At 47.5% G+C, this 15469-nt stretch carries 13 protein-coding genes and 1 pseudogene; all 14 read left to right on the top strand.

The genetic code is table 11. The features are described from left to right. Positions 1-28 precede the first annotated feature (28 nt). The 14 genes and pseudogenes from wcaJ (at position 29) to O1722_RS08210 (ending at position 15342) form a co-directional block, all read left to right on the top strand. Positions 29-1423 carry an undecaprenyl-phosphate glucose phosphotransferase gene (wcaJ, locus tag O1722_RS08145; RefSeq protein ID WP_006811236.1) on the top strand — a complete coding sequence of 465 codons (1395 nt, stop codon included), beginning with the start codon at positions 29-31 and terminating at the stop codon, positions 1421-1423. Between the two features lies 1 nt (position 1424). Further along, positions 1425-2903 carry a colanic acid undecaprenyl disphosphate flippase WzxC gene (gene wzxC, locus O1722_RS08150; protein ID WP_033487316.1) on the top strand — a complete coding sequence of 493 codons (1479 nt, stop codon included), beginning with the start codon at positions 1425-1427 and terminating at the stop codon, positions 2901-2903. 15 nt (positions 2904-2918) lie between these two features. Next, positions 2919-4199, top strand: coding sequence for a colanic acid biosynthesis pyruvyl transferase WcaK (gene wcaK, locus O1722_RS08155; RefSeq protein ID WP_006811234.1), 1281 nt, complete (start codon positions 2919-2921; stop codon positions 4197-4199). Next, positions 4196-5415, top strand: a pseudogene (gene wcaL / locus O1722_RS08160) (colanic acid biosynthesis glycosyltransferase WcaL). The gene wcaK and the pseudogene wcaL overlap by 4 nt, the downstream one beginning before the upstream one ends. 12 nt (positions 5416-5427) lie before the next feature. Beyond that, a complete protein-coding gene (gene wcaM / locus O1722_RS08165) occupies positions 5428-6819 on the top strand; it encodes a colanic acid biosynthesis protein WcaM (protein ID WP_032619346.1) in 1392 nt (463 codons plus the stop codon). Between the two features lie 174 nt (positions 6820-6993). Then, entirely contained in the window at positions 6994-7890 is an 897-nt protein-coding gene (gene galF, locus O1722_RS08170) for a GalU regulator GalF (protein ID WP_017383282.1), read from the top strand. Between the two features lie 359 nt (positions 7891-8249). Beyond that, positions 8250-9335 carry a dTDP-glucose 4,6-dehydratase gene (gene rfbB, locus O1722_RS08175; protein WP_033487315.1) on the top strand — a complete coding sequence of 362 codons (1086 nt, stop codon included), beginning with the start codon at positions 8250-8252 and terminating at the stop codon, positions 9333-9335. Continuing rightward, positions 9335-10234 carry a dTDP-4-dehydrorhamnose reductase gene (rfbD, locus tag O1722_RS08180; RefSeq protein WP_058686680.1) on the top strand — a complete coding sequence of 300 codons (900 nt, stop codon included), beginning with the start codon at positions 9335-9337 and terminating at the stop codon, positions 10232-10234. The genes rfbB and rfbD overlap by 1 nt, the downstream gene beginning before the upstream one ends. Positions 10235-10286: 52 nt before the next feature. After that, positions 10287-11165 carry a glucose-1-phosphate thymidylyltransferase RfbA gene (gene rfbA, locus O1722_RS08185; protein WP_033487313.1) on the top strand — a complete coding sequence of 293 codons (879 nt, stop codon included), beginning with the start codon at positions 10287-10289 and terminating at the stop codon, positions 11163-11165. A gap of 3 nt (positions 11166-11168) precedes the next feature. Next, positions 11169-11705: a dTDP-4-dehydrorhamnose 3,5-epimerase gene (gene rfbC / locus O1722_RS08190; protein WP_033487312.1), complete on the top strand. Its 537-nt coding sequence runs from the start codon at positions 11169-11171 to the stop codon at positions 11703-11705. A 106-nt stretch (positions 11706-11811) separates the two neighbouring features. After that, a complete protein-coding gene (locus O1722_RS08195) occupies positions 11812-12597 on the top strand; it encodes a glycosyltransferase domain-containing protein (RefSeq protein WP_032671729.1) in 786 nt (261 codons plus the stop codon). A gap of 9 nt (positions 12598-12606) precedes the next feature. Next, positions 12607-13617: an EpsG family protein gene (locus O1722_RS08200; RefSeq protein ID WP_033487310.1), complete on the top strand. Its 1011-nt coding sequence runs from the start codon at positions 12607-12609 to the stop codon at positions 13615-13617. An 11-nt stretch (positions 13618-13628) separates the two neighbouring features. Further along, positions 13629-14516: a glycosyltransferase family 2 protein gene (locus tag O1722_RS08205; RefSeq protein ID WP_033487309.1), complete on the top strand. Its 888-nt coding sequence runs from the start codon at positions 13629-13631 to the stop codon at positions 14514-14516. Between the two features lie 46 nt (positions 14517-14562). After that, positions 14563-15342 carry a glycosyltransferase family protein gene (locus tag O1722_RS08210; protein WP_058686681.1) on the top strand — a complete coding sequence of 260 codons (780 nt, stop codon included), beginning with the start codon at positions 14563-14565 and terminating at the stop codon, positions 15340-15342. The last annotated feature ends 127 nt before the right edge of the window (positions 15343-15469 follow it).

Raw genomic sequence — 15469 nt, forward strand, 5'->3', positions numbered from 1 at the left:
GGTAAGGTTTAGAACTAAAGGAACAACGATGACAAATCTAAAAAAGCGCGAACGAGCGAGAACGAATGCATCGTTAATCTCTATGGTGCAGCGTTTTTCTGATATCACCATCATGGTCGGCGGACTGTGGGCGGTGTGTTGGGTCAGCGGGCAGTCGTTCTTATACATGCACTTGCTGATGGCGTTGATTGCGCTGGTGGTGTTTCAGATGATCGGCGGCATGACCGATTTTTATCGTTCATGGCGCGGCGTCAAAATGACCACCGAACTGATGCTGCTGCTCCAGAACTGGACCTTAAGCCTGGTTTTCAGCGCAGGCCTGGTGGCGTTCAGCCATGATTTTGATAACCGTCTTGTGACCTATCTCTGCTGGTATCTGTTAACCAGCATTGGCATGGTGGTCTGCCGCTCGCTGATCCGCTTTGGCGCGGGCTGGCTGCGCAACCGTGGGTATAACCGTCGCTTCGTTGCCGTGGCGGGCGACCTGCCGGTGGGACAGGTGTTGCTCGACAGCTTCCGCAAAGAGCCGTGGTTAGGTTTTGAAGTGGTCGGGATTTATCACGACGCGAAGCCCGGCGGCGTGCCGTCCGACTGGGCAGGTAACTACGAACAGCTTATTGACGATGCGAAAGCCGGCAAAATTCATAACGTCTACATCGCCATGCAGATGAAAGATGAATCCCGCATCAAGAAACTGATGCGCGAGCTGGCGGATACCACCTGCTCGGTGATCCTCATCCCGGATGTATTCACCTTCAATATTCTCCACTCCCGTATTGAAGAGGTGAACGGGGTACCGGTTGTTCCACTGTACGACACGCCGCTGTCGGGGATTAACCGCGTGCTGAAGCGCGTGGAAGATATCGTCCTTTCGTCCCTGATCCTGCTGCTCATCTCCCCGGTGCTGTGCTGCATTGCGCTGGCGGTGAAGCTCAGCTCGCCGGGGCCGATCATCTTCCGTCAGACCCGCTACGGCATGGACGGTAAGCCGATCATGGTGTGGAAATTCCGCTCCATGAAGGTGATGGAGAACGACAAGGTGGTGACCCAGGCGACGCAGAACGATCCGCGCGTCACCCGCGTGGGCAACTTCCTGCGCCGTACCTCGCTCGATGAGCTGCCGCAGTTCATCAACGTGTTCACCGGCGGGATGTCCATCGTCGGGCCTCGTCCACACGCCGTGGCCCATAACGAGCAGTACCGTACCCTGATTGAAGGCTACATGCTGCGCCATAAGGTGAAGCCAGGCATCACCGGCTGGGCGCAGATCAACGGCTGGCGCGGCGAGACCGACACGCTGGAAAAAATGGAAAAACGTATCGAGTTCGATCTGGAGTACATCCGCGAGTGGAGCCTCTGGTTCGATATCAAGATTGTTTTTCTGACCATTTTCAAAGGCTTTGTGAACAAAGCGGCGTACTAAGATGAGCTTACGAGAAAAAACCATCAGCGGCGCGAAATGGTCAGCCATGGCCACCATCGTCATCATTGGCCTCGGCCTGGTGCAGATGACGGTGCTGGCGCGCATTATCGATAACCACCAGTTTGGTCTGCTGACCGTCTCGCTGGTGATTATCGCCCTGGCCGATACGCTGTCGGACTTTGGTATCGCCAACTCCATTATCCAGCGCAAAGAGATCAGCCATCTGGAGCTGACCACCCTCTACTGGCTGAACGTCGGGCTGGGTATCTTCGTCTTTGTGCTGGTGTTCCTGCTGAGCGATGTGATTGCCGGCGTGCTGCATAACCCGGACCTGGCGCCGCTGATGCGCACCCTGTCGTTCGCTTTCGTGGTGATCCCGCACGGGCAGCAGTTCCGCGCGCTGATGCAAAAGGAGCTGGAGTTCAACAAAATCGGCATGATTGAAACCAGCGCCGTACTGGCGGGCTTTACCTTCACAGTGGTCAGCGCCCATTTCTGGCCGCTGGCGATGACCGCCATCCTCGGCTACCTGGTTAACTCTGCCGTGCGCACGCTGCTGTTTGGCTTCTTTGGCCGTAAGATTTATCGCCCGGGGCTGCATTTTTCACTGGCGTCTGTTTCATCCAACCTGCGCTTCGGCGCGTGGCTGACGGCAGACAGCATTATCAACTACGTGAATACTAACCTTTCCACGCTGGTGCTGGCGCGCATTCTGGGCGCGAGCGTCGCGGGTGGCTACAACCTGGCGTATAACGTCGCGGTTGTCCCGCCGATGAAGCTCAATCCTATCATTACCCGCGTGCTGTTCCCGGCGTTCGCCAAAATTCAGGACGATACCGAGAAGCTGCGCGTGAACTTTTACAAGCTGCTCTCCGTCGTGGGGATCATCAACTTCCCGGTGCTGCTGGGGCTGATGGTGGTTGCCAGCAATTTCGTACCGCTGGTGTTTGGCGAGAAGTGGAACAGCATCATCCCGATCCTGCAACTGCTGTGCGTCGTGGGGCTGCTGCGCTCGGTGGGGAACCCGATTGGTTCTCTGCTAATGGCGAAGGCGCGCGTGGATATCAGCTTCAAGTTCAACGTGTTTAAAACCTTCCTGTTTATTCCGGCAATTATTGTGGGCGGCCACACGGCGGGCGCCATTGGCGTGACGCTCGGCTTCCTGCTGGTGCAAATCGTCAATACCGTGCTGAGCTACTTCGTGATGATCAAACCGGTGCTGGGCTCCAGCTACCGTCAGTACATTCTCAGCCTGTGGCTGCCGTTCTATCTCTCCTTACCGACGCTTGCGGTGAGCTACGGCCTGGGCGTGGTGCTCAACGGGCATCTGCCGCTGGCGGCGCTGCTTGCGGTGCAGGTCGCGGCAGGCGCGCTGGCGTTCGGCGTGATGATTGTGCTGTCACGCAATGCGCTGGTGGTCGAGATGAAGCGCCAGTTTTGCCGTAATGAAAAAATGAAAACGCTGCTTCGCGCAGGCTAATTTTACGAGGCCATTATGAAATTACTTATTCTTGGCAACCATACCTGCGGCAACCGTGGCGACAGCGCCATCCTGCGCGGTTTACTGGATGCAATTAACACCCTTAAGCCTGAGACAGAAGTGGATGTGATGAGCCGTTATCCTGTCAGCTCATCCTGGTTACTGAACCGCCCGGTGATGGGCGACCCGCTCTACAGCCAGATGAAACAGCACAACAACGCCGCGGGCGTGATGGGGCGCGTGAAGAAAGTGCTGCGTCGCCGCTACCAGCATCAGGTGCTGCTTTCTCGCGTGACCGACACCGGCAAGCTGCGCAACATTGCCATCGCGCAGGGCTTTACCGATTTTGTTCGTCTGCTGTCCGGCTATGACGCCATTATTCAGGTGGGCGGTTCGTTCTTCGTCGATCTCTACGGCGTGCCGCAGTTTGAGCATGCGCTTTGTACGTTCATGGCGAAAAAGCCGCTGTTTATGATCGGCCACAGCGTCGGGCCATTCCAGGATCCGCAGTTTAACCAGCTGGCGAACTATGTCTTCGGCCACTGCGACGCGCTGATCCTGCGTGAATCGGTCAGCCTCGACATGATGAAACGCAGTGAAATCGACACCACCAAAGTGGAGCACGGTGTGGACACCGCCTGGCTGGTGGATCATCAGGATGACAGTTTCCAGGCCAGCTACGCGGTACAGCACTGGCTGGACGTGGCGGCAAAGCAGAAAACCGTCGCCATTACCCTGCGTGAACTTGCGCCGTTCGATAAACGCCTCGGCACGACCCAGGCGGCGTACGAGAAAGCCTTTGCCGATGTGGTGAACCGCGTGCTGGACAGCGGTTACCAGGTGCTGGCGCTTTCCACCTGTACCGGTATCGACAGCTACAACAAAGATGACCGTATGGTGGCGCTCAACCTGCGCAACCTGGTGAACGATCCGTCCCGCTATCACGTGGTGATGGACGAGCTGAACGATCTGGAGATGGGCAAGCTGCTCTCCGCCTGCGACCTGACCGTGGGCACGCGTTTGCACTCGGCCATTATCTCAATGAACTTCGGCACGCCAGCCATCGCCATTAACTACGAGCACAAGTCTGCGGGCATTATGCAGCAGCTCGGTATGCCGGAAATGGCCGTCGATATTCGTCATCTGCTGGACGGGTCGCTGGGTGCGATGGTGGGCGACACGCTCGGTCAGCTGCCTGCGATCAACGAACGTCTGGCGGTGGCGGTAAAAGCCGAACGCGAAAAAGGTATTGGCATGGTGAAATCCGTACTCGACCGCGTCCGGGAGGGGAAATGAAGGTTGGTTTCTTCTTACTGAAATTTCCGCTGTCGTCTGAAACCTTTGTGCTGAACCAAATCACCGCGTTTATCGATATGGGGTATGACGTGGAGATTATCGCCCTGCAAAAGGGCGATACGCAAAACACCCATGCGGCGTATACCCGGTATGGGCTGGAGGCGAAAACCCGCTGGTTGCAGGATGAACCCACCGGACGAATGAACAAACTGCGCCATCGCGCCAGCCAGACGCTGCGCGGCCTTCATCGCGCCTCGACGTGGCGGGCGCTGAATATGTCGCGCTATGGGGCGGAGGCCCGCAACCTGATCCTTTCCGCCATTTGCGGGCAAACGGCCCAGCCGTACCGGGCCGATGTCTTTATCGCCCACTTTGGCCCGGCGGGCGTAACTGCGGCAAAACTGCGTGAGCTGGGGGTGATTGACGGCAAAATCGCAACCATTTTCCACGGTATCGACATCTCCAGCCGGGAAGTACTGAACCACTACACGCCGGAATATCAGCAGCTGTTTCGCCGTGGCGACATGATGCTGCCAATAAGCAACCTGTGGGCCGGACGCCTGAAAACCATGGGGTGCCCGAGCGAGAAAATCACCGTTTCACGCATGGGCGTGGATATGGAACGTTTCACTCAGCGACCGGTCAAGGTGCCGGGCAAGCCGCTGCAAATTATCTCTGTTGCCCGCCTGACCGAAAAGAAAGGGCTGCACGTAGCCATCGAAGCCTGTCGCCAGCTGAAGGCGCGCGCGTGGACTTCCACTACCGCATCCTGGGTATCGGGCCGTGGGAGCGTCGCCTGCGCACGCTGATTGAACAGTATCAGCTGGAAGACGTGGTCGAGATGCCGGGCTTCAAGCCGAGCCACGAAGTGAAAGCCATGCTTGATGACGCGGATGTGTTCCTGCTGCCTTCCGTAACCGGCGCTGACGGCGATATGGAAGGCATTCCCGTGGCGCTGATGGAGGCGATGGCGGTCGGCATTCCGGTGGTCTCGACCCTGCACAGCGGGATCCCGGAGCTGATCACCTCTGAACACTCCGGCTGGCTGGTCCCTGAAAACAATGCGCTGGCGCTGGCGGATCGTCTGGCCGCGTTCAGCGATATCGATCAGCAGACGCTGATCCCTGTGCTGCAAAATGCGCGGCAAAAAGTTGAAGCAGAATTCAATCAGCAGGTGATTAATCGCCAGTTAGCGAGCCTGCTGCAAACGCTGTAACGCTGAGGTTGTATGCTGAAAAAGATTACCCGACGCCGATTTGTCTCTTCTTTATCCGTCCTGGCTGCCATGCCGCTGCTGTCGCCCCGCGCTGTGCGGGCGGCAACCGGGAAGACGGTTTCTGTCGATCGCTACAACAATAACGACTGGATCGCCGCCTTTAAGCAGGCATTTACCGAGGGCGATACCGTTGTTGTTCCCGCCGGGTTAACCTGTGAAAACATCAATACCGGCATTTTCATTCCTGATGGCAAAACCCTGCTGATCCGCGGTGCGCTGAAGGGCAACGGCCGCGGGCGGTTTGTGCTCCAGGAAGGCTGTAAGGTCATTGGGGAAGGAGAGGGGCGCACGCATAACATTACGCTGGACGTGCGTGGCTCCGACTGTGTCATTAAAGGGCTGGCGATGAGCGGCTTCGGTCCCGTCACCCAGATCTACATCGGCGGTAAAAAGCCGAGAGTGATGCGTAACCTGCTTATCGATCGTATTTCCGTGAGCCAGGCCAACTACGCCATTCTGCGCCAGGGTTTTCATAATCAGGTGGACGGTGCGCGCATTACCAACAGTAAATTCAGCCACTTGCAGGGGGACGCGATTGAGTGGAACGTGGCGATTAACGACCGCAATATCCTGATCTCTGACCACGTGATCGATAACATCAACTGCACAAACGGCAAGATCAACTGGGGCATAGGCATTGGGCTGGCTGGCAGCACGTACGACAATGACTATCCGGAACAGCAGACCGTTAAAAACTTCGTGGTGGCAAATATCACCGGCAGCAACTGTCGGCAGTTGGTCCATGTTGAAAACGGTAAACACTTTGTGATCCGTAATATCAAGGCCAGCAATATTACTCCCGACTTCAGTAAAAAGGCCGGAATTGATAACGCGACGGTAGCTATTTATGGCTGTGATAATTTCGTTATTGATAATATCGATATGGTGAACAGCGCCGGAATGTTAATCGGGTATGGCGTGATCAAGGGCGATTATCTGTCGATACCGCAAAACTTCAAACTTAACGATATTCGCCTGGATAACCGACAGCTTGCCTATAAGCTGCGCGGGATACAGATTTCTTCCGGCAATGCCACCTCGTTTGTTGCCATCACCAACGTCAACATGCAGCGGGCAACGCTTGAGCTGCACAACAAGCCACAGCACCTTTTCTTGCGTAATATCAACGTGATGCAGGAGTCAGCGACGGGACCAGCGCTTAAGATGAACTTCGACTTGCGCAAAGACGTGCGTGGGAAGTTTATGGCCAAAAACGAGACGCTGTTGTCGCTCGCGAACATAAAAGCGGTTAATGAAAAGGGGCAGAGTTCGGTGGATATTGATCGGGTCGATCAACACGTGGTGAATACGGAACGGTTGAATTTTGCGCTGCCGCACAGGTAATCCTACAGCCTATTTTGCGACTATTCCTGGTATGGAATCGCGATCTATTCAGATTACAACTACTGTAATTTGTGGTGGGGTGACCTAGGATTACTTCATATTTACGGCAAAACATGCTGGCGAAAACAGGTTTAAAAGCTATAATTCGTCAACCATTTTAAGGTGGAAGAAATAATGATTAATTTGAAAGCAGTCATACCGGTAGCGGGTTTGGGCATGCATATGTTGCCCGCCACAAAGGCCATTCCTAAAGAGATGCTGCCGATCGTTGACAAGCCGATGATTCAGTACATCGTCGACGAGATTGTTGCTGCGGGGATCAAAGAAATCGTTCTGGTGACGCACTCTTCGAAGAATGCCGTTGAGAACCACTTCGACACCTCTTATGAACTCGAGGCGCTGCTTGAGCAGCGTGTTAAGCGCCAGCTTCTGGCAGAAGTTCAGTCTATCTGTCCTCCTGGCGTGACCATCATGAACGTGCGTCAGGCGCAGCCGCTGGGTCTGGGCCACTCAATCCTCTGCGCGCGCCCGGTGGTGGGTGATAACCCGTTCATCGTGGTTCTGCCGGACATCATTATTGATACCGCTTCCGCCGATCCGCTGCGTTACAACCTGGCGGCAATGGTGGCACGTTTCAATGAAACGGGCCGTAGCCAGGTGCTGGCGAAACGTATGAAGGGCGATCTCTCCGAGTATTCCGTTATTCAGACCAAAGAGCCACTGGAGACGGAAGGGCAGGTGAGCCGTATCGTTGAGTTTATCGAAAAACCCGATCAGCCGCAGACCCTGGACTCCGACCTGATGGCAGTTGGCCGTTATGTGCTGAATGCGGATATCTGGGCTGAGCTGGAAAAAACTGAGCCGGGCGCCTGGGATCGTATCCAGCTGACCGATGCGATTGCTGAGCTGGCGAAGAAGCAGTCGGTTGATGCGATGCTGATGACCGGCGATAGCTATGACTGCGGTAAGAAAATGGGGTATATGCAGGCGTTTGTGAACTATGGCCTGCGTAACCTGAAGGAAGGGGCGAAGTTCAGAAGCCGGATTGAGAAGTTGCTGGCTAACGACTGATACTTCTTCCGCAGCCTGAAAGACTTCATGCGCGGCAGCCATCATTTTAGTTATGTTGTTAAATAACCAAAATGATGGCTGCCGCTTTTTATTATTAATTCCCATAATAACAGAGAGTTACCTGCTTCAAATCTGGGCTGATTTGTAACGATTTGTGCTTGTTTCCGAGACCATTTAAGACGACAATTAACGCCAGTTTTTGTCTGAAATCAGACAGCCAATCTTATATTCAACACTCGCTCAGTGCACTGGTAGCTGTCAAGCCAGGGGCGGTAGCGTGCAAAATTTCTGAAACCTGAATTAATACCAGGGTTTAGAACGCCAATATCTCGACATATCTACAAAACGGAATAGATAACGTGAAAATTCTTGTGACGGGTGGAGCCGGCTTTATCGGCTCAGCGGTTGTACGACATATTATTACTAATACCCAGGATGAAGTCGTCAACGTGGATAAACTGACGTATGCCGGTAACCTGGAATCCCTTAACGATGTCAGCGCCAGCGAACGTTATGTGTTTGAGCATGCAGATATTTGTGATAAAGCGGCTATGGACCGTATTTTTGCTGAACATAAACCGGATGCGGTAATGCATCTGGCGGCAGAAAGCCACGTAGACCGTTCCATTACCGGCCCGGCGGCATTCATTGAAACCAACATTGTTGGGACATATGTGCTTCTGGAAGCTGCCCGTGCTTACTGGTCAACCCTTGATGACGCAGCGAAAAAAGCGTTTCGCTTCCATCATATCTCCACCGATGAAGTATACGGCGATCTGCCGCACCCGGATGAACACCCGGTATCCTCAGAGCTTCCGCTGTTCACTGAAACCACGGCCTACGCGCCAAGCAGCCCATACTCTGCCTCCAAAGCGTCCAGCGACCATCTGGTTCGCGCCTGGCTGCGCACCTACGGTTTCCCGACAATTGTCACCAATTGTTCAAACAACTACGGTCCGTATCATTTCCCGGAAAAGCTGATCCCGCTGGTGATCCTGAACGCGCTGGACGGAAAAGCGCTGCCGATTTACGGCAAAGGCGATCAGATCCGTGACTGGCTCTATGTTGAAGACCATGCCCGTGCGCTTTACACCGTCGTGACGCAGGGTAAACCGGGGGAAACTTACAACATCGGCGGTCATAACGAAAAGCAGAACCTGGACGTTGTGCACACTATTTGCGATTTGCTGGATGAAATCGTGCCGAAAGAAGGCTCTTACCGCGATCAAATTACGTATGTTGCCGATCGACCAGGACATGACCGCCGCTATGCGATTGATGCGCATAAAATTGGGGTGGAACTGGGCTGGAAGCCTGAAGAGACGTTCGAAAGCGGAATTCGTAAGACCGTGGAATGGTATCTGAGCAACCAGGAGTGGGTTAATAACGTAAAAAGCGGTGCTTATAAAACATGGATCGAACAGAACTACGGGGAACGTCAATAATGAACATTCTTCTGTTCGGCAAAACAGGGCAGGTAGGCTGGGAGCTTCAGCGCGCGCTGGCTCCACTTGGCAATCTGATTGCGCTTGATGTGCATTCTAAAGATTACTGCGGTGATTTCAGCAACCCGGAAGGGATTGCTGAGACGGTTCGTAATATTAAACCTGACGTGATCGTCAATGCAGCCGCACACACCGCAGTGGATAAAGCAGAATCAGAGCCAGAGTTTGCACAGCTATTGAATGCGACAAGCGTTGAGGCTATCGCCAAAGAAGCTGCAAAGATCGGCGCCTGGGTTGTTCACTACTCCACGGACTACGTTTTCCCGGGTGATGGCGAAACCCCATGGAGTGAAACGGATGCGACGGCACCGCTGAATGTTTATGGTCAGACGAAACTGGAAGGCGAAAAAGCATTACAGGATAACTGCCCTAATCACCTGATTTTCCGCACCAGCTGGGTATATGCAGGTAAAGGCAACAATTTCGCTAAGACCATGCTACGCCTGGCGAAAGAACGCCAGGAACTTTCCGTCATCAACGATCAGGTTGGGGCTCCGACGGGTGCCGAACTTTTAGCCGATTGTACCGCCCATGCCATTCGTGTCGCGATGGTGAAACCAGAAGTTGCCGGGCTTTACCATCTGGTCGCCTCTGAGACGACCACCTGGTACGACTATGCGGCGTTGGTGTTCGAGGAAGCTCAAAAGGCAGGCATTGAGTTGGCTATTAAAAAGCTGAATGCTGTACCAACCACGGCATATCCGACGCCTGCGCGTCGCCCGCACAACTCACGCTTAAATACCATGAAATTCCAGCAGAACTTCAACCTGGTCTTGCCTGCATGGCATGTTGGTGTAAAGCGTATGCTTGCCGAACTTTTCACGGCGCAATCCATTTAATCAATTAAAAAATGCCCGTTTACGGGCATTTCGTGTTTATAGAGAAATTAAAATGACTACACGTAAAGGTATTATCCTTGCCGGCGGATCCGGCACTCGTCTCTACCCAGTGACCATGGCGGTAAGCAAGCAGCTGCTGCCAATTTATGACAAACCCATGATTTACTATCCGCTGTCCACGCTGATGCTGGCAGGGATTAAAGATATTCTGATTATCAGTACGCCGCAGGATACCCCTCGCTTTGAACAGCTTCTGGGTGACGGCAGCCAGTGGGGGTTAAACCTTCAGTATAAAGTTCAGCCAAGCCCGGACGGACTGGCACAGGCATTCATCATTGGCGAAGAGTTTATTGGTGACGATAGCTGTGCGCTGGTGCTGGGCGATAACATTTTCTATGGTCATGACTTGCCAAAACAGCTGGAAGCCGCAGTAAATAAAGGTGACGGTGCAACCGTATTCGCCTACCACGTCAACGATCCTGAACGTTATGGCGTGGTAGAGTTCGATAAAGATGGTACGGCAATTAGCCTGGAAGAGAAACCGCTGGAGCCGAAGAGCAACTATGCCGTAACGGGACTCTATTTCTATGATAACGATGTAGTGCAGATGGCGAAGAACCTGAAGCCTTCTGCACGCGGTGAGCTGGAAATTACCGACATTAACCGTATTTATCTTGAGCAGGGGCGTTTGTCCGTTGCGATGATGGGGCGTGGATATGCGTGGCTGGATACAGGAACCCATCAGAGCCTGATCGAGGCGAGCAACTTTATTGCGACAATTGAAGAGCGTCAGGGATTGAAAGTGTCCTGCCCGGAAGAGATTGCGTATCGCAAAGGGTTTATTGATGCTGAGCAGGTGAAGAAGCTGGCTGAACCATTGAAGAAAAATGCCTATGGCCAATACCTGTTGAAGATGATTAAAGGTTACTAAGACATGAATGTAATTAAAACTGATATTCCAGATGTGCTGATTTTTGAACCAAAAGTATTTGGTGACGATCGTGGGTTTTTCTTTGAAAGTTTCAGCCAGAAAGTATTTGAAGAGGCGGTAGGGCGTAAAGTTGAGTTTGTGCAGGATAATCACTCAAAATCCTGCAAAGGCGTTCTGCGTGGCTTGCATTACCAACTGGAACCGTATGCACAGGGCAAACTGGTACGTTGTGTCGCTGGTGAAGTTTTTGATGTTGCGGTTGATATTCGTAAATCTTCGCCAACGTTTGGGAAATGGGTTGGTGTCTATCTTTCTGCTGAAAATAAACGACAGCTTTGGATCCCTGAAGGGTTTGCACACGGATTTTTGGTGTTGAGTAATACGGCTGAGTTTGTTTATAAGACGACAAATTATTATCATCCTGAAAGTGACAGAGGCATTATATGGAACGATGCAGACATTAATATCAACTGGCCTCATCAAGAAAATTTAATTCTTTCAGATAAGGATCTCAAACAAAGTCGGTTTAGCGATCTATAATTAATTGTATTTCCAGAACTATGAAAGTAGGAAATATACTTATATATTATGTAAGAGCTAAATATTTTAGCTCTTTTTGTACACGCTTCTAACTAATAAATTAATAATGAATGATATCGAAAATTGCAACATTGTTGTGTATACGGTAATTACCGGTGAGTATGATGAAATAAATGAACTAGATTATAAACATGATAAGATAAAATACGTATGCTTCACTAACTCCCAAAAGCTGAAATCCAACACGTGGAACATTGTCTATATCAATGAAGATTTAGATAATCACATGCTTAATAGGAAGATTAAGATATTCCCGTATAAATACCTTACAGATGTAGATTTTAGTCTTTATGTAGATGGTAATATCATCATAAAAAAAGAATTAAAGGGCTTTTTTGAGAAATATGTTTCTCCTGAATTAAATATTGCCTTGCCGCGGCATATGGACCGGGACTGTATTTATCAAGAATCAATTACGTGCATTAATCAGAATAAAGATAATCCAGATACGATTAAAAAACAAATGGAACATTATCATCGAGAAGGTTATCCAGAAAAATTTGGTCTTTATGAAAATAATATCATCCTAAGAAATCATCATTCCAAAAAAATGCAAAAAATAATGGAGGAATGGTGGAGAGAGATTAATAATTGGTCCAAACGAGATCAACTAAGTTTTTGCTATTGCTTATGGAAACAGAAAGTCAAAGCATTAACTCTTGATGAAAGTTCCCGGATAAGCAATCCATACTTTAGTATAGCCTTGCACAAAGCATATAGGGAACAAAAATTTATTAAAAGAGCCATTATAAAAATTGATATGAATAAGCATAAAAATTTCTTATACAAAGTGGCTAATGTCATTTTGTCAACACTTCGGAAATTAAAATAGGTTTTAAAAATGCCTAAAAGTCTACAATGGTTTATATTCATATCTATAATATTTATCTTGGTTGCTATCGCAGGTTTTAGACCCATTGGCCTTGATCCGGATTCGGTTGCTTATTCGAATTTTGTGCTTGATTTTAAAGGTCTCAACTCAATAGATTTCATGGATAAAGAGCCTGGCTTTTGGCTACTATTGAGTATTAATCATTTATTGTTTGATAATAATGTCACATCTTTTCTTTTATTATATGCTTTTATCAGTATTTCGATAAAGATAATTACATTTAAAAAACTATCTTCATCTCCAATTCTTACAGTAATTCTATATGTTTCTACATATTTCATACTTCATGATATGAATCAAATTCGAATCGGACTGGCATGTGCAATAATCTTATGGTCATTGAAAGATGTAATAGAAAGGAATAAATCAGCCTTCCTTATTAAAATAATAATCGCAATTTTATTTCACTATTCTGCTATAATAGCTTTGGTAATTTATTTATTTGACACTAAAAAAATAAACAAATTTATATATTTCTTTGCTCCTCTTTTTTGTTCGGTGTTTTTAATTTCCAAAAACTTAATTTTTGACTATTCTGTATTAATGGCTTCATATTTACCATCTTTCTTGGCGGCAAAAGTTAATACATATGTAATACTTCAGCAGCAAGGGGTGTTTGATGCAGAAAATTTGTTAATTATGAATGTCGGTGGGGCTGTACTCTTTATAATTTTAGTTTTCTTTATTATATATTCTCCTAAAGTTGCAGAAACACCTCATGATAAATTACAGATCCTCCTGACTAAAGTATTATCATTACAACTTGTTCTGGGTGAACTATTTGCATTTAACTCTGAGTTGTCAAATAGGTTTTTCACATTATTTGGATTTCTAACAATACCTTTGCTTTTGCCCAGTTTAAAAAGATATATTACCCCAGGATTCATAGCTACATTGCTAATATTACTTTATTCAGCACGGCAATTATATTCCAGTATTACTGGCGTTTTTCTCTTTTAATATCACATACTATGAAAAATATTGTTGCAGTAGTGGTTACTTATAACCCAAATAGTAATATAAATAAACTGATAAACTCTTTGGAGAATCAAGTTGGGACGATTATAGTTGTTGATAATGGAAGTTCTCAAAAAGATTTTTTGATTGATAACTTGTCACCGTCACTCGAAGTAATAGAGCTACCTACAAATTTAGGTATAGCTGCTGCACAGAATATCGGTATCATAAAGGGGCTTGACAAAAAAACTGACTATTTTGTATTTTTTGATCAAGATAGCCAGATTGAAAATAATATGATTGCTGCACTTCATGAGTCATTTGAAGAAATAACAAAAACATCGAAATTGGCGGCAGTAGGGCCTGTTTTTTATGATCCTGACTACAATTTTATATATCCGCAAATTAAGCTAAAACCCATATTTGGTAGAAAGAGAATTATACCTTCTTGTGAAGAAAATCCAATTGAGGTGTCATTTATTATTTCCTCCGGTACATTTACTTCTGCGGAAGTGATCAGCGATATAGGTATGATGAATGAAGATTTGTTCATTGACTATGTTGATACTGAATGGTGCCTAAGAGCTTTGGATAAAGAGTATAAATTTTATGCATTACCCAACGTTAAAATGGCGCATACTATAGGTGATGACAAGATAAAATTTTTATTATGGAATTTACCAGTCCATTCACCTTGGCGTAGATATTTCAGAATGAGAAATATGTATGTTCTCTTTTCATTACACTATGTTCCATTATCTATGAAAATTAGAGAGTTTATTGTAAATAGCATTCACCAAATACTAATAATTTTAAGTAGACCAAATAAAATAAGTTATATACGCTATTGGATGGCTAGCCAAATACATGGTATTAGATATCTTTTCACAAAAAAAATATAATTATCGGATTTGCTTGCATGTGCTTAAAGTTTTGTAAGGATGAATAATGATTTATCTTTCAGTAGTTTCTCATGGGCATCTCGACATTATTAGAAAACTAAATTCATTACCTCAATTAGCTAAGGATAATGATTTTAAGATTTGCATTAAGGATAATTTAAATTCTCATGAGTTAAATGTTTACTGCAAATCGAATAATATCGATTATATTACAACAAACGAGATGTTAGGTTTTGGCGCTAATAATAACGTAATTTATGAATATTATTCAAATGAAATAAAGGATGATGATTATTTCGTAATACTGAATCCCGATGTTAAAGTTGATTCTACAACTCTAAAAAAAGCCATTGATAAAATGACTCAGCAAAACATCAATCTTGCGACTATAAATTTATTCCGAAATGAGGAATTAACGATTTATGACAATTCAATTAGGAACTTCCCAAGTTTAATTGATTTTGTTAAGTCTTATATAATTGGGAAAAACACAACTATAATAGATAAAAGCAAAATTCATCAACCTGAATATGTAGATTGGGCTGCTGGATCCTTTTTGATGTTTAAGAGCGATCTTTTTAAAAAATTAAAAGGATTTAACGAAGCATATTTTATGTATTGCGAAGATATTGACATATGTTGGCGTGCTAACAAGCATTATTCCGAACGTGTTCTTTATTTTCCTGACTTAATGGGCATTCATTATGCGCAGTTTAGCAATAGAAGATTTTTTTCAAAACATTTCTTTTGGCATGTAAAAAGCATAGTTACTTTTTTGACATATAAATATGGTATTAGAAGAGGAATAAAAAGTAAAATATTGTGAGACTTTTCTGCTGAAACATAATAATTATTCATTGTGTTATTTTTGATTTTTGAAGTTATAATCAGTTATTATGATTTGACTAGTTCAAGCTGCCCTTAAGTCGCAGCATTCACACCTGACAGGAGTA

Source organism: Enterobacter cloacae complex sp. HYC003_NIDB, from assembly GCF_056673375.1.

Coding starts and splice junctions, on each gene's coding strand:
- galF (WP_017383282.1), top strand. CDS start 6,994: ATGATTAATTTGAAAGCAGTCATACCGGTAGCGGGTTTGGGCATGCAT.
- wcaM (WP_032619346.1), top strand. CDS start 5,428: ATGCTGAAAAAGATTACCCGACGCCGATTTGTCTCTTCTTTATCCGTC.
- wcaJ (WP_006811236.1), top strand. CDS start 29: ATGACAAATCTAAAAAAGCGCGAACGAGCGAGAACGAATGCATCGTTA.
- O1722_RS08195 (WP_032671729.1), top strand. CDS start 11,812: ATGAATGATATCGAAAATTGCAACATTGTTGTGTATACGGTAATTACC.
- rfbC (WP_033487312.1), top strand. CDS start 11,169: ATGAATGTAATTAAAACTGATATTCCAGATGTGCTGATTTTTGAACCA.
- rfbD (WP_058686680.1), top strand. CDS start 9,335: ATGAACATTCTTCTGTTCGGCAAAACAGGGCAGGTAGGCTGGGAGCTT.
- O1722_RS08210 (WP_058686681.1), top strand. CDS start 14,563: ATGATTTATCTTTCAGTAGTTTCTCATGGGCATCTCGACATTATTAGA.
- rfbA (WP_033487313.1), top strand. CDS start 10,287: ATGACTACACGTAAAGGTATTATCCTTGCCGGCGGATCCGGCACTCGT.
- O1722_RS08200 (WP_033487310.1), top strand. CDS start 12,607: ATGCCTAAAAGTCTACAATGGTTTATATTCATATCTATAATATTTATC.
- O1722_RS08205 (WP_033487309.1), top strand. CDS start 13,629: ATGAAAAATATTGTTGCAGTAGTGGTTACTTATAACCCAAATAGTAAT.
- wcaK (WP_006811234.1), top strand. CDS start 2,919: ATGAAATTACTTATTCTTGGCAACCATACCTGCGGCAACCGTGGCGAC.
- wzxC (WP_033487316.1), top strand. CDS start 1,425: ATGAGCTTACGAGAAAAAACCATCAGCGGCGCGAAATGGTCAGCCATG.